The sequence below is a fragment of the Desertibacillus haloalkaliphilus genome (assembly GCF_019039105.1).
In the GTDB taxonomy this organism is placed as follows: domain Bacteria; phylum Bacillota; class Bacilli; order Bacillales; family KJ1-10-99; genus Desertibacillus; species Desertibacillus haloalkaliphilus.
This window is the reverse complement of record NZ_JAHPIV010000025.1, coordinates 21,540-47,929: the sequence shown is the minus strand read 5'-3', so window position 1 is coordinate 47,929 and position 26,390 is coordinate 21,540. Positions and strand designations below refer to the sequence as shown.

The following is a 26,390-nucleotide window of genomic DNA, read 5'->3' as shown; positions in this document are numbered from 1 at the left end:
TGGACAAAAATACTCCCCCTAAGGTAAAACAGATTTTTATTTTTTAATCTGTCTACCCTAGAGGGAGCATATCAAAAAGGTAAAAATCAACCTTCTGTCCGAGCCTCTTTCCTTGCGTTTAGGTGAGAGCGATTCTACATCAAGTTTGTTATGAACATCGTCGCAATTCCAAAATAAATCAGCAAGGATAAAATATCATTAATGGTTGTGATTAATGGACCAGAGGCGACAGCAGGATCAATATTAAATTTGTATAAAATCAGTGGAATGATCGTTCCAGCTAATGTACCGATAATTAGTGTGCAAAGCAAAGAACTGCCGACAACAAACCCTAATGTCGGGTTTCCGCGCCATACGTAAGCGATAATCGCAATTAATACAGCACAAGTGATTCCGATAATGATCCCTACCCAAAGTTCGCGTAAGATGAGTTTCACAACTTGTTTAAAGTTTAAGTCCTCAGACACCAATCCTCGAACAACGACTGCAAGTGATTGAGTCCCCGTATTTCCTGTCATTCCTGCGATCAATGGCATGAAAAAGGTTAGCGCAACAACGGCTTCTAACGTTTCTTCAAAGCCACTAATAATTCCACCTGATATTAAACCGATAAATAATAATAAAATAAGCCAAGGAAGCCGACGGTAGGCAGCGACAAGAGGTCTTGTATTAAAGTCAATCGCCTTACCAGAAGCATGTAGTTTTTCAATATCTTCATTTGCTTCTTGGAGGACGACATCAATCACGTCATCAACTGTAATAATTCCGACTAACTTGTTGTCCTCTTTAACAATTGGTAAGGAGACAAAGTCATAGCGGCTAATGAGTTTAGCCACCTCTTCTTGGTCCGTATGTACATCTGCTTTAACAACTCGGCTATACATCACGTCTTCTACTTTGTCATGTAAGTTACCTAATAATAAATCTTTGTAGGAGATAACCCCAACTAATTTTTTCTCTTCATCGATCACGTATAGGTAGTTTAAGTATTCAGCCAACTCAGCGAAATGTTTGAGTTTATCAACGGCCTCACGAATCGTGTAATGTTTAGGAATCCAGACAAAACGGTTGTTCATGATTCTACCGGCAGTCTCAGGTGGGTAGTTCATTAAGTTTTGCACAACTTCTGATTCTTCTTCTTTCATTTCTGAAAGAAGTTCTTCGATTTGTTCTGGCTCAAGGTCAGTAAGTAATGAAGCTAAGTTATCATTCTCCATTAAGTCTAGAACTTCTGTTGACTTTTCAATGCCCAATTTTTGGAGTACGGCTAATTGGTCATCAGTATCTAACTCCTGCATTAATTCTGTGAGTTGCTCGACTGACAAATAAATAAGGAACTTATTAATATGTTTTGACGGAAGTGCCCGATATTGCTGAGCAATATCGTAAGGTTGTAGCTCATCGATGATCTCTTGAAAGGATTTCTTTTTCCCTTCTTTCAATGATTGAATAATTGCAAGTGTAATTTCATTCTCTGTCATCTCTAAAGACATTGAAATCTCTCCATTCTGTGAAAGCTTTAGGTAGATGCAGCTGTCAGTTTTTATAACGTCCATTACTGATTTATCTTTCCCATTATTCACTTTAACGAAAAGTAAGATGTTATAAAAGGAAAACATTGCATAGAGAAGTCCAAATGAATGGCAAAAGTCAAACAATCAAATAGTAAAAAGGAAGAGATTGCAACGTAAATATCCGTTGTAGCCGTGGTTAAAAACACTTTTTTGAATTACTATTTGTCATGAGTTAGACATAGGTTTATACCGATATATATGTATATAATGAAAGAAAAAAGCAGGTTGATACTGATATGAACAAAAAAATGGTTCTTGTTATGATCCCATTAGTCGTTTTTATTGCGTTTGTAAGTAATCGTTTTTCTATGACAAATGATGTTGTACAAATGGAAACGAATGAATTAGCTCAGTTGTTACATCAAACTGACGATGATTCGTATTTTTTTGTCGATGTACGGGAAGAAAATGAGTTTAGAGAAGGGCATATTGCGCAGATGACCAATTTTCCGCTGAGTCAATTTGAAAGTAAGTTAGAACACGTCCCTATTGATAAAACCATTGTCTTGATCTGCCGTAGTGGTAATCGAAGCCAGCAAGCTGCCGATATCCTAGTTGATAAAGGGTATCGAGATATCATCAATATCAATGGCGGTATGCTTGCGTGGGAAGGTAAAGTAACTAAATGGAAGTAGCTATTTTTTGAAAGAATAGTAACAGTATAGTTAATAAACACACGGCCATCTATCATAAAATAGGTGGTTTTTTCTTGTGTGTTGATGGGGGTATTTTTGCTATACTAACTACATTGAGATTTACTGTGTCTGTTTTGAGGAGGTTGGTTAATTGCACTTTTTTCTTAAACTTGGTTTGAATTTGATAAAGATGAGAAACCTCACTTTAATCCTCGCTACGTTGATTTTTGTGATTCTTTGTACAGTTATCGCCTATTTATTAGAACCTGATAACTTTGAGAGTCTACCAAACTCGTTTTATTTTGTGATGACAACGTTTTCGACAGTCGGCTATGGGGATTATTCACCGGTGACCGCAGCAGGGAAAACCTTTGCTGTCATCATGTATTTAGTTGGTATTGGTTTGCTAGGGGTTGTGATCGGAAAAATTGTTGATGCATTTACGATTTTTAGGCGGAAAAGGGAGGAAGGGAAGTTGAAATACGGGAAAGACAATCATATTATCATCGTTGGCTGGAGCAAAAAGACAGCAGCTGCTGTACAGGAATTACTAGAATCGGATGACCGTGTTGAAGTTGTTGTTATTGATGTGTTGGAAAAGTCCCCCATTGATCTAGCGGTGGATCGCGTCCATTACATACAAGGAGATCCTACCTGCGAAGAGACGTTTGAAAAAGCAAACATTTCAAGTGCAAAGTCAGTCGTTGTATTTTCAGATGATAATATTCAAGATCATTCATTAAAGGATGCTAAAACGTTGTCGATTGCAATTACAGCGGAACGGGTGGCTCCCGACGTCCATACAACGGTAGAAATCATGACGGAAAAAAATAAAACCAACTTTTCACATGTGAACGTTGATGAGTTTATTTTATCGCAGCAAACGATTTCGAGCCTTGCTGTACGGTCAGCGATGTATAAAGGCGTAACGAAGGTTTATTCGCAATTGATGAGCCGTCAATATGGGGAAGACCTTTATAAGATTTCTAAGAAAGAAAATTGGCATACATACCGTGATGCCTTCTTAGATTTATTACAGCAGGGGGCAACGTTAATTGCTGATCGTGATAAACTTGATATTAATCGTCGCTTAGATGAAAAAATCGCTGATGATGCCGTTCTTTATGTTGTGTGTAATTCTGAAACGTATCAGAAGCTAACATCATAAAAAGTTTTGCTGAGATTTTTGAAACCTTTTCGTTACCAACAACGTAAAAGTAAGTGTATAAAAAGAGAAAGGTGTGAACGATGAGTTTCCTGCGTAGATTATTTCGCTCAAAACAACAGGATGAACCTGTTAAAGAACGAACCGTCATGAACATACAAGTAGATGACATTATCACCTACGACCTAGAAGACTATCAAGTCGTAAGTAAATTAACGTATAATGACCATGGGTTTGAATGGACCGCGTATCAACTTCAAGGGAATAAAACCCTGTGGTTAAGTGTAGAAATGGATGATGAGCTTCATGTTGGCATGTATGAAAAGATAACCAAGAAACTCAACGATCCTTTACCGGAAAGAGTTGAACATGAGGGTGTTACTTATTATTTAGATGAAAGTGGTACTGCCCATGTTCGTGGTGAAGGAAGAGGAGCTAATGTAAATGGCCGAGAATGTCATTACTTCGAGTATTGTAATGATAATGAGGACCGTTTTTTATCAGTCGAAATATGGGGAAGTGAAGTTGAAGTAAGCTATGGCTACCCAATCGAAGACTATGAGCTTAAAATACTTGCAAGTCATTAATTTTTAAGGGGGAATAACGATGTTTAAATTTTTTAAGCGTGTCAAAACAGTTGTAGGCTCTGAATTAAATGCGATGTTAGACCGAACAGAGGATCCAGTAAAAATGTTAGATCAAATGATGAGAGAGATGGCAGAGGATATCCGCGAATCTGAAACTTCTGTTGCTAAATTGATAGCGAATGAAAAACTTCTGTATAAAAAATATCAAGATGCAGAAAAGATGGCACAAAAACGTGAGGAACAAGCGATTAAGGCGTTAGAAGCAGGCGATGAGGATTTAGCAAAACGTGCATTAGAGGATAAGAAATCACATAGTGAGCAAGCGGAGTCATTAAAGGAATCCTATGATACGGCAAAAGCAGATGCTGATGCATTGCGAGAGAAGTTAGAGGAAATGAAAAATGAATACAATGAAATGAAGTTAAAGAAAGATTCATTAAAAGCACGAGCAGAATCAGCAAAGACTCGCAAGAAAATGAACCGTGCGATGTCTTCTGTTGGTAACGACCAATCAAAACAAGGTTTTGAGCGAATGGAAGAAAAGGTAATGGAGATGGAAGCAGAGGCAGAAACGACGGAAGACCTGCATGCATCAAGTCGTAGTTTAGATGATGAATTAGATGCCCTTGATAAAAACAGTGTCGATGATGAATTAGAAGCATTGAAGAAAAGATTAGGAAAAGAATAATGAAGGAATCATGGGGCTGTTCCATAAGGGATTGCATACCTCGTTTAGGTGCATAAACAGTAGCGTAAGTTCTATACCATGCACTTGAGGTGACAGTTACCTAGATTGGGACAGCCCCATCATTTTCAGGGTGTAGAATGTCTACAAAGGGGGTGGAGCAGTGAAAAGCATATATGTATCTATCATTTTTATAGCTGTCTTATTTATAAGTGCTTGTTCTGTGCAAAGTTCAGCCTATCAATCAATCTATAATGACGAAATTGCTAGCTTTATTAAAGGGCAGTATCCGTTATTTGATGTTGTTGCCAGTTCCATAGATTCATCGAATTACTCGGAAATCTATGTTGCAGAAGGAAAAGGGATGGCCGAAGTTGCGACGGAGATTGAAGCGGTAAAAGAGCCTGTCCAATCCAGTGATGAAAATGATGGTAAACAAGTACTTGTTTATGATCAGTTTTTTGTGATTTTGTCAGTCGCTGAAGATAACCGAGCAAACACGTTAATTGAATTGGCGAATAAAGAATTTGTACGTAATAATTTTAACCCGAGCTTTTTTGAAGGAATGTTGTTAATGAGTATGCTTAACAACATGTTAGGTGGTAATGACTGGGGGAATACTCGGCGTCAACAATGTAATAATAACCCTGATGAATGCTATCGTGGCTATAGCACATCCGGTGGTAGTTTCAAAGGCTATCAAAATAGCCCAACTGTTCGCGGTGGTAGTGCGACAATCCGTGGCGGTGGACCAGGGACAGGGAAATAAAAAATAGAGAGGATGTAATAAATGGAACCATTTATATTTACAGTCGTTTATTTTGCATTAGCGATTATTATTGTTCTTATTGGTTTAATTATTTTTGAAAGCCTAACACGTCAGTATAAAGATTGGCATGAAATCTTAGCGGGTAATAAAGCTGTGGCCTTATCGATTATGGGTAAAATTATAGGGATTTGTATCATTTTAGCTTTTGCCGTTTATCATAGTGTGCAATTAACGGATACATTAATTTGGGGATTAGTTGGTGTGGTTCTGCAAATGGCTGCTTATTTGATTTTTGAACTTGTAACACGCAGTTTTTCCGTAGAAGAGCAACTGAAAAATGGGAATGTGTCAGTTGGTATGATTAGCTTTGCTGTGTCAGTTGGACTAGCATTAGTGATTGGGGCATCAATCACTTAATCATACTACCCGTACAAGGTGAGAATTTTGCTCAGGGGCCTTAGGATCTAAAGCAAAGGAGTTACAACAGTGGGACATGATGGAGTAAATAAAACAAAAGCTTTGTATTGGGCGTCTGGGATTGTATCGATTTGCGGTATCATCTTCCAAGTCTTGTTTGGGGCGGCTGGCTCGTATCTTTTAGGAGATGGAGTCAAACAATATACACTTGTAATTTCTTTATTTTTGACCGGCATGGGAATCGGTGCTGCAATTAGTGAGAAGGTAACGAAAAATTTAATCCTATCATTTGTTTGGGTGGAATATTTAATTGGTATCGTTGGGGGATTCTCAACCTTTCTTTTGTTTGGTATTAGTGCCTATTTAAGTCAAGGGACGGATGCGTTCTTTCTTTATTCAGTGACTTTAATAATTGGGACGTTAACCGGTGTAGAACTGCCAATCTTGATTCGCAAGGCTAATGAGATTGGAGAGACGTTAAATCGGAGTGCCGCACGCGTCCTGTTTTCAGATTATGCCGGTGGTTTAATTGGCGGTTTGGCGTTTGTTTATTTCCTTCGCCCAGAGCTTGGTCTTGTCAAAACAGCCTTTGTCGTTGCGCTCATTAATATTATCGTTGCGCTTTGGCTACTCTTTTACTTTCGGGATGAAATCACAACCTATAAAAAACATGCAGGACTTGGAATATTAATCTTCCTAGTCCTTACTGCTGGTGTTTTTTGGGGAGAAGAGATGGCTTTTTCATTAGAACAAAAGCTCTACCGGGATCCGATAATTTATCATGACACGAGTGACTATCAACAATTGATTGTAACGAAAGAACAAGGCGACGTCAGATTGTTTCTAGATGGACAATTGCAATTTAGTTCAAGCGACGAGTATCGTTATCATGAAACGCTCGTTCACCCAGCTATGGCGACAGCCAGAAGCAAGCGACATGTGTTGATTTTAGGTGGTGGAGACGGTCTTGCTGTAAGAGAAGTTCGTAAATACGATGAAGTAGAGACGATTACACTTGTCGATCTAGACCCAGCTGTCGTTGAGTTAGCAAAGACAAACCACGACTTCATATCCTTAAATGACGATGCGTTTTCTGATCCGCGCCTCACCGTGATTCATGAGGATGCCTTTTTATTTATGGAAGAGTCTGCTCGTTTTTTTGATGTTATTCTAGTTGACTTACCGGATCCTAACAATGAGTCGCTTAATAAGCTTTACTCTTTACGCTTTTATCAACTTCTACGGAATCATCTTGCACCGGGGGGCTCGATTATGGTCCAAGCGACAAGCCCGACATTTGCGAGAGAGGTTTATTGGACGATCAATCAAACGCTTGAGGCTGCAGATTTAGTGACCGAGAATTTCCAAGTCGACGTTCCTAGCTTCGGTAATTGGGGGTTCATCCTGGCAAAGCGGGAAGCTACCAGTTTAGAACCCGTTGAAATTGAAGCAGATACGAAATTTCTATCAGGTGATGTGATGAGAAGCCTTACTCAATTTGGTAAGGACATTGATCAGTTTATATATAATGAGAATGGAGAATTACTTGAGTGGGAGATTAATACGCTGATCCACCCGATCATTTTAGAAAAATATAGTGAATCATGGCGTAGGTATTGATGCTGATATAAGTTAAAGTTTATAAGGAAACAAAGGTTTAGGGGGAAGGTAGATATGGATTGGAATGATGAACTAGAAAAATTAAAGGATGGTAACATTTCGGAAATTTCGATTAGCAAGGAAGACTTTCCTGCCTTTAGAGAAGCGTTAATGAAACGCAAACAGCCTCCATACAACGACTTTTACGATTTTGTAGGGATAGCGATTAAAGGTGGAGCTGTTGTATATCGTTATGAGAAGATTGAGGAGTAACGGTACTAAATAGTGAGTAAACTGAAAGAAATGGATTCCCCTTGTCTATACTAGGAGAAAACTGTGTGTGCGAGGGGATGACAATGAAAGTATCAAAAAGTGAAAATACTCGATTAAGTCAAGCGATTGATAACATTACCGATGGGTTAGATGTCGTGATCGAAATGTATAATGACTCGGAAGAGGATATGCCTCTTATTGATTTTGATGAAGAAGTGATAACAGATTTAAGAAAAGCAATCAATCAGTTTGGTGCCGATACCGTAAACCGAAAAATAAATACGATTGTACGTGAGTTGCTTGATTGGTTGCCGTTAGAAGATGTGGAAGAAGATACTGAGGAAGAAAAAGAAAACGATGAGGATGAATAATTTGTCTACATGTTCATATGGATAGAAAGGAGGCTGGGACAATTTGATATGCTCCCTCTAGGGTAGACAGATTAAAAAATAAAAATCTGTTTTACCTTAGGGGGAGTATTTTTGTCCAATAAATATTATTCTAGTCAGTTTAAGAATGAAGTAGGTTCAAAAGTGATGTGTTGTGATTATTTTAGGAAGGAACGCAGCATCCAGTTATGCTTTTCAAGTGATTGGTGAATCGCTAGTAGCATATCGCCTGTTGTTTCATCACCAAGCTCTTCAGCTGCTTCCATTCCATCTTTTAACTCAGAAATGACCGTATCGAAGTCTTTGACAAGTTCAGCAACCATTTCTTCAGCTGTTTCGTTACCTGTTGCTTCTGAAATGGATGACACCTCAAGAAACTCTTTCATGGTTGCCACAGGCTCTCCTTGTAGAGCGAGAAGGCGTTCAGCTAATTCATCGATATGTGTTGCTCCTTCGTTGTATAGCTCTTCAAACTTTTCGTGAAGAGTAAAGAATTGAGGACCTTTTACAAACCAATGATAATTGTGGAGTTTGATAAAAAGAACACTCCAGTTAGCAATTTGCTTATTTAATATTGACGCTACTTTTTCTTGACTCATACATACATCTCCTTTGTTAGCGGTGTTATTAGTAAAATACCCAGCAATCGGCTTGTTCAAACCTCTTTTAGTTTCTGGTTGATCGGATATTAATATGTACTGGAAACTGTTCAATAATGAAACGGAGGCCGGAAGGATGGTAAACTAGAAAAAGTAGTGTTCTAACAACGGAACACTACTTTTTCTAGTGGGAGTGCGCTAGCAAAGAGGAATGTTCAGGGAAGTAAGCTTACTCGCACCGCCTTAGATTGAGTTAGGGGAATTTCCCCCGAAGTGATTCGAGGGTATTAGGTGATCAATGAAGGCGTTGCTTCGCCGCCATGGACTTGTGTAAACATACTAGCTAGTGAAGAGAGAAGTTTGTTTGCTTCAGATGGCTGCATGGATTCTTTTAAATAAACGATATGTAAGGCATTTTTTGTCTTTTCAGTTACGATTGTTCGTTTTGAGTCGACAATTGGACTTCCGAATGGACCGTCTGCATCAGCAGATATAAGTTTATTTTTTAATTGATTGACTCTACCGTTAATTCCTAAAAATTGATCTTCTTCTTGGCCAATACGATATTCAACGGGGCCTTGTAATTGATCTAAATCATAGATACCCAGCGGAATTTCGTGCTGTAAGGAAAAGAAGTTATTGAGGTCTACAGCTGAATTAATAAGTGGAAGTGATTGTCCTTTTTTTATTCGCTGATATAGGGCCTCAGATGAAGGTCGGTAACGCGTGGGATCGATTCCAAGCGTTTTAAATATCTCTCGCCATTCCTTAATACCAGCTAAGCTTGTGAGTGGAGTGGTTTCTAGATTGACCTTGATCTCTTCTTGGAAAAACTGTAATCGCCCCCGCAACATTTGTGGAGAATGGTCGACAACAATTCCTTGATACGTAATCATTCCAATTTTAAAATTAGGTAGACGCTTCTTTATATCATCTTGTATGGATGTTATTAACACGTAGGGACACCTCTTTTTAACTAACATTTATGTCTAGTTTATCATAATGACAAATCAGTTATTAAATCGTAGCACTCAATCGAAAAAAAGAAGGGGTGAAAGAATTGACAAGTGCCCAATTAAAAAAGGAAATCATTGCATATAGTAAAAGTATTGGAATAGATAAAATTGGATTTGCAGCTGCTGATCCTTTTCAACAATTAAAAGAACGGTTACTGACACAACAAGAGTTAGGTTATCAATCAGGTTTTGAGGAGTCAGATATTGAAAAAAGAGTTGATCCCTCTAAGATCGTACCTGAAGCCAAAACACTGATTGCCATTGCACTCGCGTATCCATCAAAAATGAAAGATGCACCAAAGAGTAACAGCAAAGAGAGGCGAGGGGTATTTTGTCGGGCCTCGTGGGGAGAGGATTATCATCATGTGCTAAGAAAGCGCATGGAGCAATTAGAAGCCTTCATTTTAAGGAAAGTCCCTGAAGCCAACGTAACATCGATGGTGGATACTGGTGAACTTTCTGATCGTGCCGTTGCAGAGCGCGCTGGAATTGGGTGGAGTGGTAAAAACTGTGCGATTATTACACCGGAGTTTGGGAGCTATGTCTATTTAGGTGAGTTAATCACCACGATATCTCTTCCGCCAGATCAGCCGATCACTGATCAGTGTGGAACATGCAACAAATGTGTAGACGCCTGCCCTACAAGTGCATTAGTCCAAGGGGGACAGTTGGATTCAAATAAATGTATTGCATTCGTAACACAAACGAAAGGTTTTCTTCCCGATCGTTTTCGCGAAAAGTTAGGAAATCGCTTGTATGGCTGTGACACGTGCCAACAGGTTTGTCCGGAGAATAAGGGGAAAGACTTTCATCACCATCAAGAGATGGAGCCTGATCCTGAAGTGGTAAAGCCGAAACTGATTCGACTTTTACGTATCAGTAATCGAGAGTTTAAGGAGACGTTTGGGAAGCTCTCAGGTTCGTGGCGTGGAAAGAAGCCGATTCAACGAAATGCGATTATTGCACTAGCACATTACAAAGACGAAAATGCTGTTGATGAATTGTATCAAGTGATGATGAACGATCCTCGTCCGGTTATTCGCGGGACAGCCGCTTGGGCGCTAGGGAAGATCGGCAAGGAAGGTAGCGAAGAATTATTAGAACAAGCGATACAGCGAGAAAAAGACGAAGATGTCCTAGCAGAAATCAAAAAAGGGCTGAATTTGCTTGTAGATTAGCATATATGTATATGGATATCTTTAAAATAATTCTGTATGATAAATAAAAGACTGGTTTGGAAGGAAGGGGTAATATGACACAACCGTCATTTATCTATTATGATGTAATGGATAGTCCAATAGGTCAATTAACTATAGTCTCAACAGATCGTGGTGTATGTTTGCTTCAATATGGCCCGATCGATAACAGCTTACCGAATATAAAAGCTTGGATTAAGAAAAATGGTTTGAAGGGTAAACTAGTTGAAGATATCGAGTTAACAAAGCCAGTCGTAAAGCAGTTAGAAGATTACTTTGAAGGTAAGAGGGTCGAATTCGATGTTCCATTGGATTTGTATGGTACCCGATTTCAAAAGTGTGTTTGGAAAGCACTACAATCAATAGGATACGGAGAAACTCGTTCATATAAACAAGTTGCACAAGAGATTGGTGCACCAAAAGCGGTACGTGCGATTGGAGGAGCCAATAACCAGAATCCTGTGCCGATCATTATCCCTTGTCACCGTGTGATTGGGAGCAATGGTGCTATGGTCGGTTACGGTGGTGGTCTGGCAAGAAAAGAAGCATTACTTAACCTCGAAGGTTCAATTGAAAAAATTTCCTAGTAGTGGGTCGGAGTAAAACTAGTAAAAATATTGGCAATGGATTCACTCGCCAAATGCCCGTTGTGATAAACCCACTCACACCGGGCTTTTAAATGATCGTGGCGGTTACACTCATTGCTTCGAGGTTAAGGACAAGAGGTAAAAATAAACCTCTTGTCCTTAGCCTCTTTTTTATTTTTAATAATGGCTCTGTTATCGTTGAATGTTGATATTGGGCTCATTTTATGGGAGATATGAATGAAATCCTATGAGAAAATAAATTTTCTCCATGATATCATTCATATCTTCCAACCTTTCAGTACCTGAAAGGCGTGCGAAACAAAGGTTTCGTACGAAAGGAGCCCAATATCAACGAGCATCAACAATAAACTTTAACACAGCCTTAATAATGAACGTGCTCTTCATCATATGTTAAATCAGGCTGTTTTTTTATAAATGATAGGAGGCGTTCGGAGTGCCACAATTGGTTGAACAATTAAAGCATTTTATAAATGAGAGAAATCAATGCTTTGTTGAAGATCGGCAATTGGAAACAGCTTATATCCGTGCGGATGAGTGTGAAAGCTTGGCAAGAAAAAAGCAAGCTTTAAAACACCGTAAAGCTGAAATTGTAAAAGCAAGCATTGAGGGCCAAGTCATCCGGCAGCAGCGGATTGACGATGAAGCTGAAATTGATTATTTACTTCACCATCAATTTTTAATAAAAAATAAGGAGAAGTTTTATATGGAAGAGCTTCTTCAGCATCGGCGGGCGTTATTTGTGAATGAAGAATTAGCCGATGATTTTGAGGTCATTGAAGACTCAGTGGTTGAATCACCACAAATCGAACGCTTAAATCAATCAGAACAAAAGGAACGATTCTCCTACAATCGCTTAGAAGCTGTTCGTTATGCTGAACGATGGTGGAATGATTATAATCCCATTTACCGACGCTTTGAAAACAATTGCACAAATTTTGTCTCGCAATGCCTACGGGCAGGTGGGGCACCGATGTCAGGAGCATCTAATCGCTCAAAAGGCTGGTGGTACCGAGAGGAAAACTGGAGCTATAGCTGGTCAGTTGCTCATGCGATGCGTTGGTATTTAAGCGGTGCAGAAAGTGGTTTACGAGGACAGGAGATGTCTTCAGCAAAAGAGTTGAGCCCAGGTGATGTGATTTGTTATGACTTTGACGGTGATGGAAGGTGGCAGCATACAACGATTGTCGTTGCTAAGGATGCAGATGGAATGCCACTTGTGAATGCCCAGACGACAAATAGTCGAATGCGTTATTGGACGTATGAGGATTCCACGGCTTGGACTGAACATATTAACTATAGGTTTTTTCATATTGCTGATTAATGCATAGCAGGAAGTGATTTCTCACAAGCTGAAAATAATGGTATAATGACGTTTGGATGAAAGTCGTGCATGGCGCCTATGAGTTACAGGAATAACTGTCTGCATAGGCGCTCTTCTTATTAACATATATTTTAAACATGGAATGAAATAGAGGTGCGAAACGTGGGGTTACATATTGTACTATATCAACCTGAAATACCTGCTAATACGGGTAATATTGCAAGAACATGTGCAGGAACAAATACAACACTGCATTTGATTCGGCCACTCGGCTTTTCAACAGATGATAAGATGTTAAAACGAGCAGGCTGTGATTATTGGGCTGATGTTACGATTAAGTATTATGATTCGTTAGATGAACTGTTTCAAACGTATAATCAAGGGGCATTTTATTTTATCGAGACTGTAGGGACAAAAGCGTACAGTGATTTTGATTACCGAGATCGTAATCAAGATATCTTTTTTGTATTTGGCAGGGAAACAACCGGGTTACCGAATGATCTGTTGGAGAGAAATAAAGAAAATTGTCTACGTATTCCTCAGACCGATAAAGTAAGATCATTGAACTTATCCAATACAGCAGCGCTCGTCATTTATGAGGCGTTGCGTCAGCAAGGATTTCCTGAGTTAAGTTAATCGTTGGTGATTAAAAAAGGGCTGTCCCAAGCTAAGTAACAGTGACTTAGGGGACACCCCTTTTTTATTTAATTTTTTCGAGGATTACCTTCGTAACCTGCTGCGAAGATGGCAGTTAAAAATGCTGCACATACACCTAAAATAAGAAGTGTGCCCATCTGTTTAACCTCCTTTTAAAAAAGCAATTAGTAATCATAGCTTTCCAACTTTTATTATAGAGTATAACTTGTTTGCTGTGAACAAGGAAGCATCAATTTTGTGACGAACAAATGAATCCTGTAAGAGAAGTGTTGATTGCTCGGAGAAATTATCCATTGCTGGAAGTTTGAGTTGTTGTATAATGGATATGATAAATGAAGTAGGAGGGATACAGCATGTATGTCGTTATGAATGAATTATATGTTCCTAAGGAAGCGAAAGATGAAATGATCAAACGCTTTGGAAAAAGTGCTGACAATATGACTAACGTTCCTGGGTGCCTTGAGTTTCTATTTTTAAACCATGAAGAAGAAGACGGTAAGCAAATTGTCTTTACAAAATGGGAATCAAAAGAAGCATACGAGGCATGGGTTGAGAGTGATGCCTTTAAAAAAGCGCATAAAGAAAGACGTGAATCAAAAGAAAAGAGTCCTGCTTCTGGGAACCAACTAAATGCTTATGAGGTTGTTTATCATACATCATAAATCGATCTCTAAAATCAACAGCGTTTTAAAACCTGTTGATTTTTTTAATGACTAAGGGTGGTAAGTGATGAAAAATACATATTTAACAAGCCACTTTCCGTTGTTTTCCATCTTATTATTTAGTACAGCACTTGCGATGTATTCACAATCGGTGATTATAACGAAGCTAGATGATTTAGGGTTGTATCAAGGCATGATGGAATTTTTTTCGGAGAGTGGGATCAAAGGAACCTTATTATTTTTGCTTTTATTGTTCTTTTTTATGGTTTTTTCCGCGTTAAAGTTAATATCGGATACGATGGTTCAACTGTCTTTATTGTTTTTTTCTAAAGATGAAGAAGGTGTGTCTTTAACGACAATCCGTTCAGGCTCATGGATTTATCTGATAGCTAGTGTTGCTGCATTATTAGGAAGTACCTTTATTGAAGTCATTGTTGGTGTGTTTTTAGTTGCCACACTCATCTATTTTGTGTTTTTTGTCTATAAAATTAGTGATTCTTTATCGGCTCTTGGGCTTTTTGGTGTCGTGTTTTTTCATACTTTCTTTTGGTTTAGCTTCGTGCTAGCGATCAGTTTTGCGGTTTTACGTTTGTATAATAGCTTCATGGCAAGCTTGCCGTTGTAAAAAATAAACCACCGTGGGGAGCGATGATTGCTCATCTCTCCACGGTGTTTAATGAATCGCACTCATTACATCCCTCCAAATCAGAAGGTGTGGTGAACGTTGATAGACGTTTCCCAAGCTTTGTGGCTGGTCTTTTCCAACCCAGACACCTGTGGTATAACGATCAGTGAGGCCGATAAACCAAGCGTCATGATAATTGTTCGTTGTTCCTGTCTTCCCACCGATATAGGAGTGTGCCAAATACGCTTTTTTACCTGTTCCTTCCGTGACTACCTTATGTAAAAGAGTGCGCATTTTTGTATTTGTTGCTTGGTCCCAGACTTGAGTGGAGGTCTCTTCCCATTGATATAGGATGTTCCCGTCTAAATCAGTAACTTGGCGAATCCCTTTTGCCGGTTGAAACTTCCCTTCATTAGCAAACGTTGTATATGCGTTTGTAAGCTCAAGTGGAGTCACGCCATATGTGAGGCCACCAAGTGCTGCCGGAAGATGATAATCGCTCTGATGTAGATGTTCAAAACGAAGATCGTCTATATATTGAAAAGAGGTTTCAATACCTGTTCTCATCAGAAGACGGACCGCAGCGGTATTGTACGAATGTTTTAAGGCTGTTTCTATCGTCACTGTTCCGTATTGTCCGCCCCCATAGTTTTTAGGACAGTAGCTTTCAATACACAAATTATTAGCGTTTATAGAACTATGAATCGATGCGTTGCTTTCGGCTAGATAAGGGGCAAACACAAGCAATGGCTTTATCGCTGACCCAGGTTGTCTCGTTGCTTGATAAGCGCGGTGAAAATCAAACTTGTTGTACTGTTTCCCACCGGTGATGGCGACGATTTCATTCGTTGTATGGTCAATAACGATACCAACACCTTCAACATCCGATTCGGGTAACTGGTTGCTGATCGTCTCAATGGTCTGCTCTTGAATCATCGGATTAAGCGCTGTTTCAATGATGATCCCTTCACGGTAAAGTGATTCCACTTTTTGATCCAGCTCATGTCTGATCGATTCGCGGGCACTAGCGTCAGCGGTTCGCAAGCGATCGGCATACCCGTCTTGTGTAGCGACTAGCTCCGTAAATTCATGATGAATATAGGTGACATAATCAGGGTAGTGATCGGTTTTTTTCGTAACCTCTAATTGGATAGGCTCCACTAACGCAAGCTCGTACTCCTCTTCAGTAATGGCTTCAACCTCGATCATTTTTTGTAAAATCCAATGTTGGCGTTCCTTAGTTTTGTCTTTGTTTGTCAGTGGGTTGTAATACGTTGGATTGTTTGGAATCGCACTTAAAAATGCAATTTCTGCTAAAGAAAGCTCGTCTGTCGAGCGTCCGAAATAGTAGCGACTAGCCGCTTCAATTCCATATACACCATGTTGGAAATAGATTGTATTGATGTATAAGGCAATTATTTCTTCTTTGTCATAATGCTGTTCAAATTGATAAGCGTAGAGGAGCTCACTTAATTTGCGGTTATAGCTTTGTTCGTGGCTCAAAAACACGTTTCGAACAAGCTGTTGAGTGATTGTACTAGCCCCCTGTTCAATCGAGTTATTTTCGATGTTAATCATTAATGCCCGCACGATGGCTGTCAGATCAAACCCCTTATGATCATAGAAATTCCTGTCTTCAGTGGCAATAAAAGCATCAATGACATGGGTGGGCATCTTATCATAGGCTAGTGGGATCCGATTTTCAGCTTGATAGATTTCTGAGATTAACGTGCCATGTTGGTCATATATATAACTATTTGTTGGAAGCGCAATATGGTCAACGCTGATCTGCTCATCAATTGCTTCATGAATAGGTTTAGTGTGTCCGGTCTCTGTGATGACTTGAGTTAATAATAGTAAAAAGCAGATGAAAAGCAGCAAAATAATAAAAAGTCCTGTCGTTATTCTTATATGCAATGGTTCTTCTCCTTTCGCATTGTTTTTATTTTACCTTTCTTGTAGATTTGCGTCATCTATTTCTCTAAAGCAATTCATATTTTAAGAGGTTGAAACGTATAGTGAATAAAACAGATACCTAGTTTATAAGCTCCTTCAATATTAGAAAAAAGCTTTGTAGGGCAAGGTCTTTTGTCCAGTTATCATGACAAGTTAAAAGGTATGTTCAGAAGCTGGGGTGCATAGGATTTAGTAACCGGCGACTGAGGTGAGACTTGAAAGGAGGAACATATGGATATTTTAGATAAGGCTAGACAGTATCGTGAGGAAGAAGAACGATTAACTTGGAGAGGGACGTTCGCGGAGTATTTAGAACTGTTAAAAGAAAATCCAAATATAGCTCAAACTGCACATTCTCGTGTTTATAATATGATTAAAGATGCTGGAATTGAAGAGGTTGATGGAAAAAAGCGCTACAAATTTTTTGATGGTGATATTTATGGTTTAGAAGATTCCATTGAAAAGCTTGTTGAAGAATATTTTCACTCGGCAGCGAAGCGGTTAGATGTTCGAAAACGAATCCTATTGTTAATGGGGCCAGTCAGTGGTGGTAAATCAACGATTGTAACGATGTTAAAACGTGGACTTGAGCAATATACACGAACAGAAAATGGTGCTGTTTATGCCATTGCGGGTTGCCCAATGCATGAGGATCCTCTTCATTTAATTCCACAGCATTTACGTGATGATTTTTATGAAGAGTATGGGATTAAGATCGAGGGTAATCTCTCTCCTTTAAACATGATGAGGTTAGAAAAAGAATATGGCGGACGCATTGAAGATGTGATGATTGAGAGAATCTTCTTCTCAGAAGACAAACGTACGGGGATTGGGACGTTTAGTCCATCTGATCCAAAATCTCAAGATATCGCCGATTTAACCGGGAGCATTGACTTCTCAACGATCGCTGAATATGGTTCAGAATCTGATCCACGCGCCTATCGATTTGATGGTGAATTAAACAAAGCCAACCGTGGTTTAATGGAATTTCAGGAAATGCTCAAGTGTGATGAGAAGTTCCTATGGCACTTATTATCACTCACGCAGGAAGGGAACTTTAAGGCCGGTCGATTTGCACTGATTTCTGCTGATGAAATGATTGTTGCTCATACGAATGAATCAGAATATAAATCATTTATCTCAAACAAGAAAAATGAAGCGCTTCATTCACGGATTATCGTGATGCCTGTTCCGTATAACTTAAAGGTGAGTGAAGAAGAGCGTATTTATCAAAAAATGATTAAAGAAAGTGACATGTCACATGTTCACATTGCACCGCATGCCTTAAAGGTAGCCGCTATTTTTACGATTTTAACGCGTTTAAAAGCACCAAAGCGCCAAGGTGTTGACTTAGTGAAGAAGATGCGTTTGTATGATGGCGAGGATGTCGAAGGTTTCAATGGGCAAGATTTAGATGAATTAAAGAAAGAATATCAAGATGAGGGCATGGACGGTATTGACCCTCGTTATGTCATTAACCGCATCTCATCAGCGATTATTCGTAAGCAGTTAACATCAATCAACGCACTTGATGTCTTGCGGTCAATTAAAGAAGGTTTGGATCAGCATGCATCGATCTCAAATGAAGACCGCGAGCGCTATAAAGACTTTATTGCGATTGCTCGTAAAGAGTACGATGAAATTGCGAAAAAAGAAGTTCAAAAAGCGTTTGTTTATTCATACGATGAATCTGCGAAGACACTAATGGAAAATTATCTAGATAATGTTGAAGCATATTGCAATAAAAATAAATTGCGTGATCCATTAACGGGTGAAGAAATGAACCCAGATGAAAAGTTAATGCGCTCAATTGAGGAGCAAATTGGCATTTCTGAAAATGCGAAAAAAGCATTCCGTGAAGAAATTTTAATTCGAATTTCTGCCTATGCTAGAAAAGGTAAGAAGTTTGATTATAATTCGCATGAGCGTTTGCGTGAGGCGATTCAGAAGAAGCTCTTTGCGGATCTAAAAGATGTTGTTAAGATTACTACATCTACGAAGACTCCTGATGAGTCACAGCTGAAGAAAGTTAATGAAGTGATCGCACGCTTAATTGATGAGCACGGCTATAACTCCGTATCAGCGAATGAATTGCTGCGCTATGTTGGAAGCTTGTTAAACCGATAATAAATGGAAAGAAGGATGTGGTCTTGCGCCACATCTTTTTCTTTTGGGGCGAAGTAAGATACAGGTGAAACTGAGGGAGCAGAGAAGAATGACTTTGAGTAGGTTTTCAATAGAGCATATCATTGTGTGAGCTTATAGTCTTTATTAGGTTATTTTCCATTTGTAGAAAATTTACCGTAGTGGTACATTAATAGTGGTAGCTTAGCGGTAGGGGTTGAAATATATGGGGCAGTTAAGAAATGAGATTTTCGAATGGGTTAAGACATTGGTTGTTGTCCTTATTCTAGTTATCATCGTTCGTACATTTTTCTTTGCAAATTATATGGTCTATGGTGAATCGATGATGCCATCGATTCAAGATGGTGAACGAATTATTATTAATAAAGCCAGTTATAATCTTTCAGAACCAAAACGATTCGATATGATCGTCTTTCATGCCACGAAAGAAAATGATTATATTAAACGTGTGATTGGATTACCTGGTGATTCGATTTATTATAAGGATGATATTCTCTATGTTAATGACGTCCCGATTGAAGAAGCGTATTTAGAAGAGTTTCGCGCACAATACGATGGAAACGTTTTTACAAATGATTTTACAATTGAAGATGTAACAAATGAAAGTGTTGTTCCTGAAGGTCATTTGTTTGTGTTAGGAGATAATCGTAGAAATAGCATGGATAGTCGCCAGCTAGGCTTCATATCTCTCGACCAAGTTGTTGGTAAAGCAAATCTTTGTTATTGGCCGTTAAGTGACTTTCGACTGTTAAAGTAAACATCCGTACTAGTTGTGGGTGTGAAAATAACAAATAGCAAAAGTAATAAGCGTACCAATTCACAGATGGATTCGTACGTTTGTTTTTTTGTTGATATAGTTTTAATAGATTTATACGAAAATCAGCGGATGAAGGACAAAAAGAGTGGGAAAAGCGAGGGAAATGTCCTTCATAAAAATAGATAAACTATTTTTATTGGATAGAGCTTCATCTTCAAGCATGGTAAATTTGTTTGGATCTTGTGAATGATCTTTCCCCCTAAAACTGCTCCTGTAAGCTTTTATGAATAAAAAGCGTCCGAATAAACTCTTCTGCCATCATTTGTTGCGAAAGTGCATCATTAGCTATTTATGATGCTAATATGCATCAATTTAGCGTAGGAAACCTTGCTTCTGTTTATTGAGATCTCTCTTTAGAGTGCCTAAATATAGCCATTTTTTATTTATTTTTTAAATATTTCATAAATTGGAACAAGTCTTGCATCTATAAAAAAGTGAGAAAAGAAAGCGATTACACAACTTGTGAAAGTCGTGATCCAATATGTGTGATATGAGAGGGAGGAGAAGGTATTATGATGACACCTGAACAATATGTAGAAAGTTTACGAAAGCAGAAAAAAGAAGTTTATTTTATGGGGGAAAGAGTTGAAAATGTTGTTGATCATCCAGCGATGAGACCACATATTAATGCCGCTTCCGTGACGTATAAACTTGGTACAGAGGAAGAATACGAAGAGTTAGGAAGTGCTGTTTCTCATATAACTGGGAACAAGATCAACCGCTGGACACATATTCCGCAAAACCAAGAGGACCTTGTTAAAAAGGCGATGATGCTGCGAGTAGCTGGGCAAATTACTGGAACCTGTTTCCAACGCTGTGTCGGAATGGATGGTTTAATTTCGTTATACTCGGTCACTTGGCAAATGGACCAAGACCTTGGTACAAATTATCACGAGAAATTCCGTGAATTCCTCGTTCATACACAAAATAATGACTATATGACAGATGGGGCAATGACTGATCCAAAAGGTGATCGTTCAAAGAGGCCATCAGAACAACATGATCCTGATCAATATGTAAGAGTCGTTGAAGAACGAGAAGATGGCATTGTTGTCCGTGGTGCAAAAATGCATCAGACAGGAGCGGTTAACTCTCACCAAATTTTAGTGATGCCAGGAATGGGGATGTCTCCGGCTGATGAAGATTATGCGATTTCTTTTGCTGTTGACGCAGATGCTGAAGGCATTATTTATATTTTTGGACGACAAGTTAATGATAGCCGTAAATGGGAAGGTCATATTGACCAAGGAAATGCGAAATACGGTGTTGTTGGTGGGGAAGCTCTAATTGTTTTTGAAGATGTATTTGTTCCTTGGGATCGCGTCTTTATGTATAAAGAAACACAATACACGGGGCAACTCGTTGAGAGATTCTCCTCTTATCACCGTCAAAATTACGGTGCATGTAAGGCCGGAAACCTTGATGTTCTAATCGGTGCAACAGCAAGTTTAGCTGACATGCATGGGGTGGCAAAAGCTAGCCATGTGAAGGATAAACTATCAGAAATGGGTCACTTAGTAGAAACGATGTACAGTGGTGCTCTTTCGTGTTCGTTTAATTGTTCAGAATTTGGCTGTGGGACAGCATTTGTTGACCCAGTATTAGCGAACTCTTCCAAATTAAATACGGCTCGCTATTATCCAGAAGTAACAAAAATTTCTCAAGACATTGCTGGTGGTTTTGTAGCGACGATTCCTTCTGAAAAAGAATTTGATAATCCGAGAGTGTCATCATATATGCACAAATATTTCAGTACCGGTGAAAATGTTGATGCGATTGAGCGAATTAAGATGGGCCGCCTCGTTGAGAACATGACAGGGTCTACACCGATCGTTGAATGTATGCACGGAGCAGGTTCACCTCAAGCGCAAAAGGTTGTCATTCAACGAGGAATTAACTGGAAAGATAAAATTAAGTATGCAAATGATATTGTCAAAGACTCTGAAGAAATGAGTTCCAATAAAAAATAATGATGGAATCACTTTCATTACCGAACTGAGGCACTGGTCTTCAGTTCGGTAATAATCTTTGAAATTACGATAAAAGAGGGGGAAGTCAATGTTAAGGGTACTCAGTGAATTTTTCACAAGGATCATGCAAAGGTACTTGCCAGATGCGATTCTTTTTGCGATTTTATTAAGTTTTATCACTTATTTTCTAGGTATATTCATCGGTGGAGCAAACCCAATTAGTCTATTAGGTAGCTGGGGCACAGGATTGTGGGATTTACTTGAATTTTCGATGCAAGTGACATTAACGCTTGTGACCTCCTACATCCTGGCACATACGAGGCCTGTACAAAAGGTGTTAGAAACGGCGGCTTCTAAGGTTAAGACGCCAACAATGGCAATTACGATTTGTGTTATTATCTCGATGATTGCCTCAATGATTTCATGGGGCTTTGGTTTAATAATCGGTGCGCTTGTTGCCAAGGAAATAGCTAAGCAAGTAAGAGGTGTTCATTATCCTTTACTTGTTGCGAGTGCATATTCAGGTTTTGTTATTTGGCATGGGGGATTATCAAGCTCTGTCGGTCTAGCGATTGCAACGCCAGGTCATTTTATGGAAGAGCAAATTGGTGTTATCCCTGTTTCTCAAACGGTGTTTTCTAGTTACAACCTCATTACATTAGCTGTTGTATTCGTGACATTACCGATTATCTTAAATATGATGAAGCCTAAGAAAGAACATGTAATGGAATTTACTGCTGATGAGCAAGCGGCTACAGCAGAATTAGAACCTAACAATGAACCACCTAAACAGGTTGGTGACACACCTGCACAACGGTGGGAAAATAGCCGAGTTAGTTCTCTATTATTAGGTGGATTCTTATTAACTTCGTTGATCCTTTATTTGGTTCAAAATGGTGGGTTAGATGCTATTAATTTAAATATAGTCAACTTATTCTTTATTTGTTTTGGAATGTTATTTGTTTCATCACCAAAGGAGTATGTTGGGCTAGGTGTTGATGCAGGTAAAAGTGCAGCAAATATTATTATCCAATACCCATTATATTCAGGGATCATGGCGATGATGACAGTGTCTGGATTAGCTGCGATGATTTCAGACGGATTTGTATCGATTTCAACAGAACAAACATTACCGATCTTTTCATTTCTTGCAGCAGGTGTCGTAAATATGTTCGTACCATCTGGTGGAGGACAATGGGCGATTCAAGCGCCAATTATGCTTCCAGCCGCGCAGGAATTAGGTGTTGATATTGCAAAGGTTGCGATGGCAGTCGCTTGGGGGGATGCATGGACGAATATGCTTCAACCGTTCTGGGCGTTACCGATGTTAGCGATTGCAAAGCTTTCCATTCGTGACGTGATGGGCTATTGTTGTATTACTTTAATTTGGGTAGGAATTGTTTTCACTGCAGTTTTCTTAATATTCTAAGTAGTTCGATTTGATCGTAGAGAAGTAAAAACAATAGGAGGTTTTTTCATGAGTATTCCAAGCTTTGATTTATCAAATAAAGTAGCATTAGTAACAGGAGGGTCAAAAGGGATTGGACTAGGCATGGCTGAAGCTCTTGGTCAATACGGAGCAACGGTTGCCATTAATGGTCGTAATCCAAAGGATGGAGAGGAAGCGATTAAATCTTTACAAGAACAAGGGATTGAAGCTCGATTCTTTCAAGCGGATGTCACAAGCGAGTCTGAAGTAACGAATATGGTCGAGCAAGTGGTTGAAGCGTTTGGACGAATTGATGTCCTTGTTAATAACGCAGGTATGAACATACGTAAACCATTGATTGAAACTGAAGAAGATGATTGGGACCGTGTCGTTGGCACAAATTTAAAAGGTGTTTTCTTAATTGGCAAGGCCGTTGCAAAACAGATGGTCAAACAAAAAAGTGGAAAGATGATTAATATTTCTTCAATTTTAGGAACAATCGGGCGTCCGAATCAAACGAGCTATGCTGCTTCAAAAGGTGGCATTAACCAGCTAACAAAGGTATGGGCAAGTGAATTAGCACCTCACGGAATTAACGTCAATGCGCTCGGACCAGCGTATATTAAAACGCCTATGACTGAGGACTATCTTTCAGATCCGGAAGTGTTGAAAGGGATCACAGATAGTACACTAGTTGGTCGGGTCGGGACACTTGATGACTTAGTTGGCCCTGTAGTCTTTTTAGCGTCAGATACGTGTTCATACATTACGGGTCAAACCATTTATGTTGATGGCGGGTGGACAGCGAAATAACGAAAAAAGAATCAATGGGGGAATAAAACGATGTCAAAAGTATTAGTAATTGGTGCAGGAACGATGGGATCAGGAATTGCACAAGTCATTGCTCAAGGGAATCATGATGTTACCTTATTTGATCAATCTGAACAGCAAATTGAAAAAGGAAAAGCTGTGATTGAGAAACAGCTTGGCTCATTGGTAAAAAAAGAAAAAATGAGTGAAGAGGATAAGCAGGCAACCCTTAACCGGATTACAGCAACATCGATGAAGCCCACTGGAGTTTTCGATGTCATTATTGAGGCCGTACCAGAAAATAAAGAAATCAAAAAAGCTGTTTTTCAAGATATGGAAAGCATCAGCGATGAAAACACAATTTTAGCGACAAATACATCTTCGATCAGTATTAGCGAAATTGCTTCTTATGTGGAAAAGTCAGATCAGGTGATTGGGCTTCACTTTTTTAACCCACCGATCGTTATGCAGCTCGTTGAAGTCATTCGCGGACAACGAACAAAGGATTCAATAGTGACAGAAAGCAAGTCGTTTATTGAATCCATTGGAAAAGTTGCAGTAGAAGTCAATGAGGCTCCTGGATTTGTGGTCAACCGTGTGTTAGTTCCGATGATCAATGAATCCATCTTTTTACTAGGGGAAGGCGTTGCCTCTGCTGAGGAAATTGATAAATCGATGAAACTAGGTGCAAACCACCCGATCGGTCCGCTATCACTTGCGGATTTAATTGGACTTGATGTCTGCTTGCATGTGATGGAAGTTCTCTATGATGAATTTTCTGATAGCAAATATCGTCCAGCTCCGCTCTTACGAAAAATGGTTCGAAGTGGTTACTTAGGGCGAAAAACACAAAAAGGTATTTTCGAATATAAGTAAGGGGGAGAGGTCGATGTGGACGAAAGAAGATCTAAAAGGGATTGAACGAGAAAACCACTTTAAACGGGACGTGAAAGTATATAATGATCGCCCGAAAAATTTTGTTGAAGCTTTCAGAGAAACAGTCGAAGCACATCCGAGTCGTGAAGCGCTTGTAATGGGGTCTAATCGTCTGACATATCAAGACATGTGGTCAGTTACTGAACATATTGCAGGCAACCTTTATCATAAGTATCAAGTGAGAAAAGGTGACCGTGTTGCTCTATTAGTGGGCAACTGCATCGAGTTTTCATTAGTCTTTTTTGCATGTGCGAAGCTGGGTGCAATCCTAATTCCATTAAATACGCGTTTGGCAAAAGCAGAATTGTCTTTTATGATTAAACAATCAGGTGCGTCCATTGTGTTTACAGATGATGAGTTCAAGGCTAATCTCGATGACGAGTTAGCAATAGATTATAAGTTTCTAATTGGGGATGATGATGAGGCATTCTTACCTTATTCGGAATTAGTGGAAGATAGAAATTCGTATCCAGAGGTAGATATTGATGAAGATGACCCATTATATGTCATGTTTACTTCTGGTACGACGGGAATGCCAAAGGGCGCTGTCGGAACACATATTGGTGTTTTGCATTCAGTCATTTCTTATCAGCGAATATTCCAAACGGATGAGAATGATCGTTCATTAGATGCGGTCCCTCTCTTTCACGTGACGGGTCTTGTTGGACAGCTATTGCATTTCGTCTATATCGGAGGAACCAATGTCTTAATGCGAAGGTATAAGGGCGAAGAATTCAATCGTCTTCTATCCGAAGAAAAGATTACATTTACGTTTAATGTTCCAACGATCTATGTATTAATGATGGAGCACCCTTCATTTAAAAACTACAGCTATGAATCATTGCGGACGATTGCCTATGGTGGCGCGCCAATGTCACCGCAAACGATCTATCAATTGAAAGAAGCGTTTCCACAAGTGGAATTACACAATGCTTACGGAGCAACGGAAACAAGCTCACCAACGACAGTGATGCCTAAAGGCTATCAAGAAAAGAAACCATCTTCTGTAGGTTTACCAATCCCAGTGATCGAGGTGAAAGTTGTCGGAGCTGATGGGCCTTGTCAGCCTAATGAAGTTGGGGAATTATGGGTGAAAGGGCCAAATGTTGTCCCTTCCTATTGGGGAAATGAAGCAGAAACGAAAAAGTCATTTGTTGATGGATACTGGTGTTCAGGTGATATGGCGATGATCGATGAGGATGGATTCGTCTATATTATGGACCGAATGAAAGATATGATTAACCGTGGCGGTGAAAAAATCTTCTCAGTGGAAGTGGAAAATACCCTCTATAATCATCCCGATATACTAGAAGCTGCCGTTGTTGGTGAGCCAGACGCAGTGTTTGGGGAAAGAGTGAAGGCGGTCATTGTACCAAAAGAAAATGCGATTCTCACAGAAGAAGATGTGAAAGTTTTTGTTAGAAATCAGTTAGCTGATTATAAGACGCCAGAAATTGTCGAGTTTCGTGAGCAATTACCAAGAAATCCTGGTGGTAAGATCATCAAAACGGAATTAAAGCAAACAGCTGCAAAAGAGAAGAAAGGGTGAG

At 39.3% G+C, this 26,390-nt stretch carries 26 protein-coding genes; 22 read left to right on the top strand and 4 right to left on the bottom strand.

The genetic code is table 11. The annotated features are described in order from the left end of the window. Window positions 1–134: 134 nt before the first annotated feature. Window positions 135–1,493, bottom strand: a complete 1,359-nt coding sequence (gene mgtE / locus KH400_RS20265) for a magnesium transporter (protein WP_217227744.1) — start codon at window positions 1,491–1,493, stop codon at window positions 135–137. 317 nt (window positions 1,494–1,810) lie between these two features. Here mgtE and KH400_RS20260 point away from each other — a divergent pair, with 317 nt between their 5' ends. The 9 genes from KH400_RS20260 (at window position 1,811) to KH400_RS20220 (ending at window position 8,075) form a co-directional block, all read left to right on the top strand. After that, complete coding sequence (locus KH400_RS20260; protein ID WP_246589912.1) at window positions 1,811–2,209, top strand: rhodanese-like domain-containing protein; 399 nt, start codon at window positions 1,811–1,813, stop codon at window positions 2,207–2,209. Window positions 2,210–2,360: 151 nt separating this feature from the next. Continuing rightward, a complete protein-coding gene (locus tag KH400_RS20255; protein ID WP_217227743.1) occupies window positions 2,361–3,377 on the top strand; it encodes a potassium channel family protein in 1,017 nt (338 codons plus the stop codon). A gap of 80 nt (window positions 3,378–3,457) precedes the next feature. Next, window positions 3,458–3,961 carry a DUF4178 domain-containing protein gene (locus KH400_RS20250; RefSeq protein WP_217227742.1) on the top strand — a complete coding sequence of 168 codons (504 nt, stop codon included), beginning with the start codon at window positions 3,458–3,460 and terminating at the stop codon, window positions 3,959–3,961. 19 nt (window positions 3,962–3,980) lie between these two features. Beyond that, window positions 3,981–4,649, top strand: coding sequence for a PspA/IM30 family protein (locus tag KH400_RS20245; protein ID WP_217227741.1), 669 nt, complete (start codon window positions 3,981–3,983; stop codon window positions 4,647–4,649). A gap of 160 nt (window positions 4,650–4,809) precedes the next feature. Next, window positions 4,810–5,415, top strand: a complete 606-nt coding sequence (locus KH400_RS20240; RefSeq protein ID WP_217227740.1) for a DUF4247 domain-containing protein — start codon at window positions 4,810–4,812, stop codon at window positions 5,413–5,415. 21 nt (window positions 5,416–5,436) lie between these two features. Then, the gene (locus KH400_RS20235; protein ID WP_217227739.1) at window positions 5,437–5,832 is read left to right on the top strand and encodes a DUF350 domain-containing protein; all 396 of its coding nucleotides are present in this window, start codon (window positions 5,437–5,439) and stop codon (window positions 5,830–5,832) included. 69 nt (window positions 5,833–5,901) lie between these two features. Then, on the top strand, window positions 5,902–7,452 hold the full coding sequence (locus KH400_RS20230) for a polyamine aminopropyltransferase (protein WP_217227738.1): 1,551 nt from the start codon (window positions 5,902–5,904) through the stop codon (window positions 7,450–7,452). A gap of 54 nt (window positions 7,453–7,506) precedes the next feature. Beyond that, complete coding sequence (gene ykzS / locus KH400_RS20225; RefSeq protein WP_217227737.1) at window positions 7,507–7,704, top strand: protein YkzS; 198 nt, start codon at window positions 7,507–7,509, stop codon at window positions 7,702–7,704. A gap of 83 nt (window positions 7,705–7,787) precedes the next feature. Next, complete coding sequence (locus KH400_RS20220; RefSeq protein ID WP_217227736.1) at window positions 7,788–8,075, top strand: atypical membrane-integrating protein (Mistic protein); 288 nt, start codon at window positions 7,788–7,790, stop codon at window positions 8,073–8,075. A 176-nt stretch (window positions 8,076–8,251) separates the two neighbouring features. Here the strand turns inward: KH400_RS20220 and KH400_RS20215 are convergent, their stop codons facing one another. Together KH400_RS20215 and KH400_RS20210 are read right to left on the bottom strand one after the other, a co-directional pair. Continuing rightward, window positions 8,252–8,692, bottom strand: a complete 441-nt coding sequence (locus KH400_RS20215) for a Dps family protein (protein ID WP_217227735.1) — start codon at window positions 8,690–8,692, stop codon at window positions 8,252–8,254. Between the two features lie 287 nt (window positions 8,693–8,979). Then, window positions 8,980–9,648: a B3/B4 domain-containing protein gene (locus KH400_RS20210; protein ID WP_312889303.1), complete on the bottom strand. Its 669-nt coding sequence runs from the start codon at window positions 9,646–9,648 to the stop codon at window positions 8,980–8,982. A 104-nt stretch (window positions 9,649–9,752) separates the two neighbouring features. Here KH400_RS20210 and queG point away from each other — a divergent pair, with 104 nt between their 5' ends. The 6 genes from queG (at window position 9,753) to KH400_RS20180 (ending at window position 14,777) form a co-directional block, all read left to right on the top strand. Then, entirely contained in the window at window positions 9,753–10,886 is a 1,134-nt protein-coding gene (gene queG, locus KH400_RS20205) for a tRNA epoxyqueuosine(34) reductase QueG (RefSeq protein ID WP_217227733.1), read from the top strand. Between the two features lie 74 nt (window positions 10,887–10,960). Further along, entirely contained in the window at window positions 10,961–11,491 is a 531-nt protein-coding gene (locus KH400_RS20200; RefSeq protein WP_217227732.1) for a methylated-DNA--[protein]-cysteine S-methyltransferase, read from the top strand. Between the two features lie 463 nt (window positions 11,492–11,954). Then, window positions 11,955–12,833 (top strand): amidase domain-containing protein, encoded by an 879-nt coding sequence (locus tag KH400_RS20195; RefSeq protein WP_217227751.1) that lies wholly within the window; start codon window positions 11,955–11,957, stop codon window positions 12,831–12,833. Window positions 12,834–12,995: 162 nt separating this feature from the next. Then, window positions 12,996–13,469 (top strand): tRNA (uridine(34)/cytosine(34)/5-carboxymethylaminomethyluridine(34)-2'-O)-methyltransferase TrmL, encoded by a 474-nt coding sequence (gene trmL / locus KH400_RS20190; RefSeq protein WP_217227731.1) that lies wholly within the window; start codon window positions 12,996–12,998, stop codon window positions 13,467–13,469. A 374-nt stretch (window positions 13,470–13,843) separates the two neighbouring features. Continuing rightward, window positions 13,844–14,152, top strand: a complete 309-nt coding sequence (locus KH400_RS20185; protein ID WP_217227730.1) for an antibiotic biosynthesis monooxygenase family protein — start codon at window positions 13,844–13,846, stop codon at window positions 14,150–14,152. Between the two features lie 67 nt (window positions 14,153–14,219). Then, a complete protein-coding gene (locus tag KH400_RS20180; protein WP_217227729.1) occupies window positions 14,220–14,777 on the top strand; it encodes a DUF5366 family protein in 558 nt (185 codons plus the stop codon). Between the two features lie 48 nt (window positions 14,778–14,825). Here KH400_RS20180 and KH400_RS20175 read toward each other — a convergent pair whose 3' ends face one another. After that, on the bottom strand, window positions 14,826–16,694 hold the full coding sequence (locus KH400_RS20175; RefSeq protein ID WP_246589910.1) for a transglycosylase domain-containing protein: 1,869 nt from the start codon (window positions 16,692–16,694) through the stop codon (window positions 14,826–14,828). A 270-nt stretch (window positions 16,695–16,964) separates the two neighbouring features. Here KH400_RS20175 and KH400_RS20170 point away from each other — a divergent pair, with 270 nt between their 5' ends. From KH400_RS20170 to KH400_RS20140, 7 genes are all read left to right on the top strand, one after another. Next, window positions 16,965–18,860, top strand: a complete 1,896-nt coding sequence (locus tag KH400_RS20170) for a PrkA family serine protein kinase (protein ID WP_217227728.1) — start codon at window positions 16,965–16,967, stop codon at window positions 18,858–18,860. 223 nt (window positions 18,861–19,083) lie between these two features. Beyond that, window positions 19,084–19,635, top strand: coding sequence for a signal peptidase I (gene lepB / locus KH400_RS20165; protein WP_217227727.1), 552 nt, complete (start codon window positions 19,084–19,086; stop codon window positions 19,633–19,635). Window positions 19,636–20,207: 572 nt separating this feature from the next. After that, entirely contained in the window at window positions 20,208–21,665 is a 1,458-nt protein-coding gene (locus tag KH400_RS20160) for a 4-hydroxyphenylacetate 3-hydroxylase family protein (protein WP_217227726.1), read from the top strand. An 88-nt stretch (window positions 21,666–21,753) separates the two neighbouring features. Next, the gene (locus KH400_RS20155) at window positions 21,754–23,094 is read left to right on the top strand and encodes a short-chain fatty acid transporter (RefSeq protein ID WP_217227725.1); all 1,341 of its coding nucleotides are present in this window, start codon (window positions 21,754–21,756) and stop codon (window positions 23,092–23,094) included. 48 nt (window positions 23,095–23,142) lie between these two features. Beyond that, the gene (locus tag KH400_RS20150; protein ID WP_217227724.1) at window positions 23,143–23,907 is read left to right on the top strand and encodes an SDR family NAD(P)-dependent oxidoreductase; all 765 of its coding nucleotides are present in this window, start codon (window positions 23,143–23,145) and stop codon (window positions 23,905–23,907) included. 30 nt (window positions 23,908–23,937) lie between these two features. After that, on the top strand, window positions 23,938–24,780 hold the full coding sequence (locus KH400_RS20145) for a 3-hydroxyacyl-CoA dehydrogenase NAD-binding domain-containing protein (protein ID WP_217227722.1): 843 nt from the start codon (window positions 23,938–23,940) through the stop codon (window positions 24,778–24,780). A gap of 13 nt (window positions 24,781–24,793) precedes the next feature. After that, complete coding sequence (locus tag KH400_RS20140; RefSeq protein ID WP_217227720.1) at window positions 24,794–26,389, top strand: class I adenylate-forming enzyme family protein; 1,596 nt, start codon at window positions 24,794–24,796, stop codon at window positions 26,387–26,389. Window position 26,390: the final 1 nt, after the last annotated feature.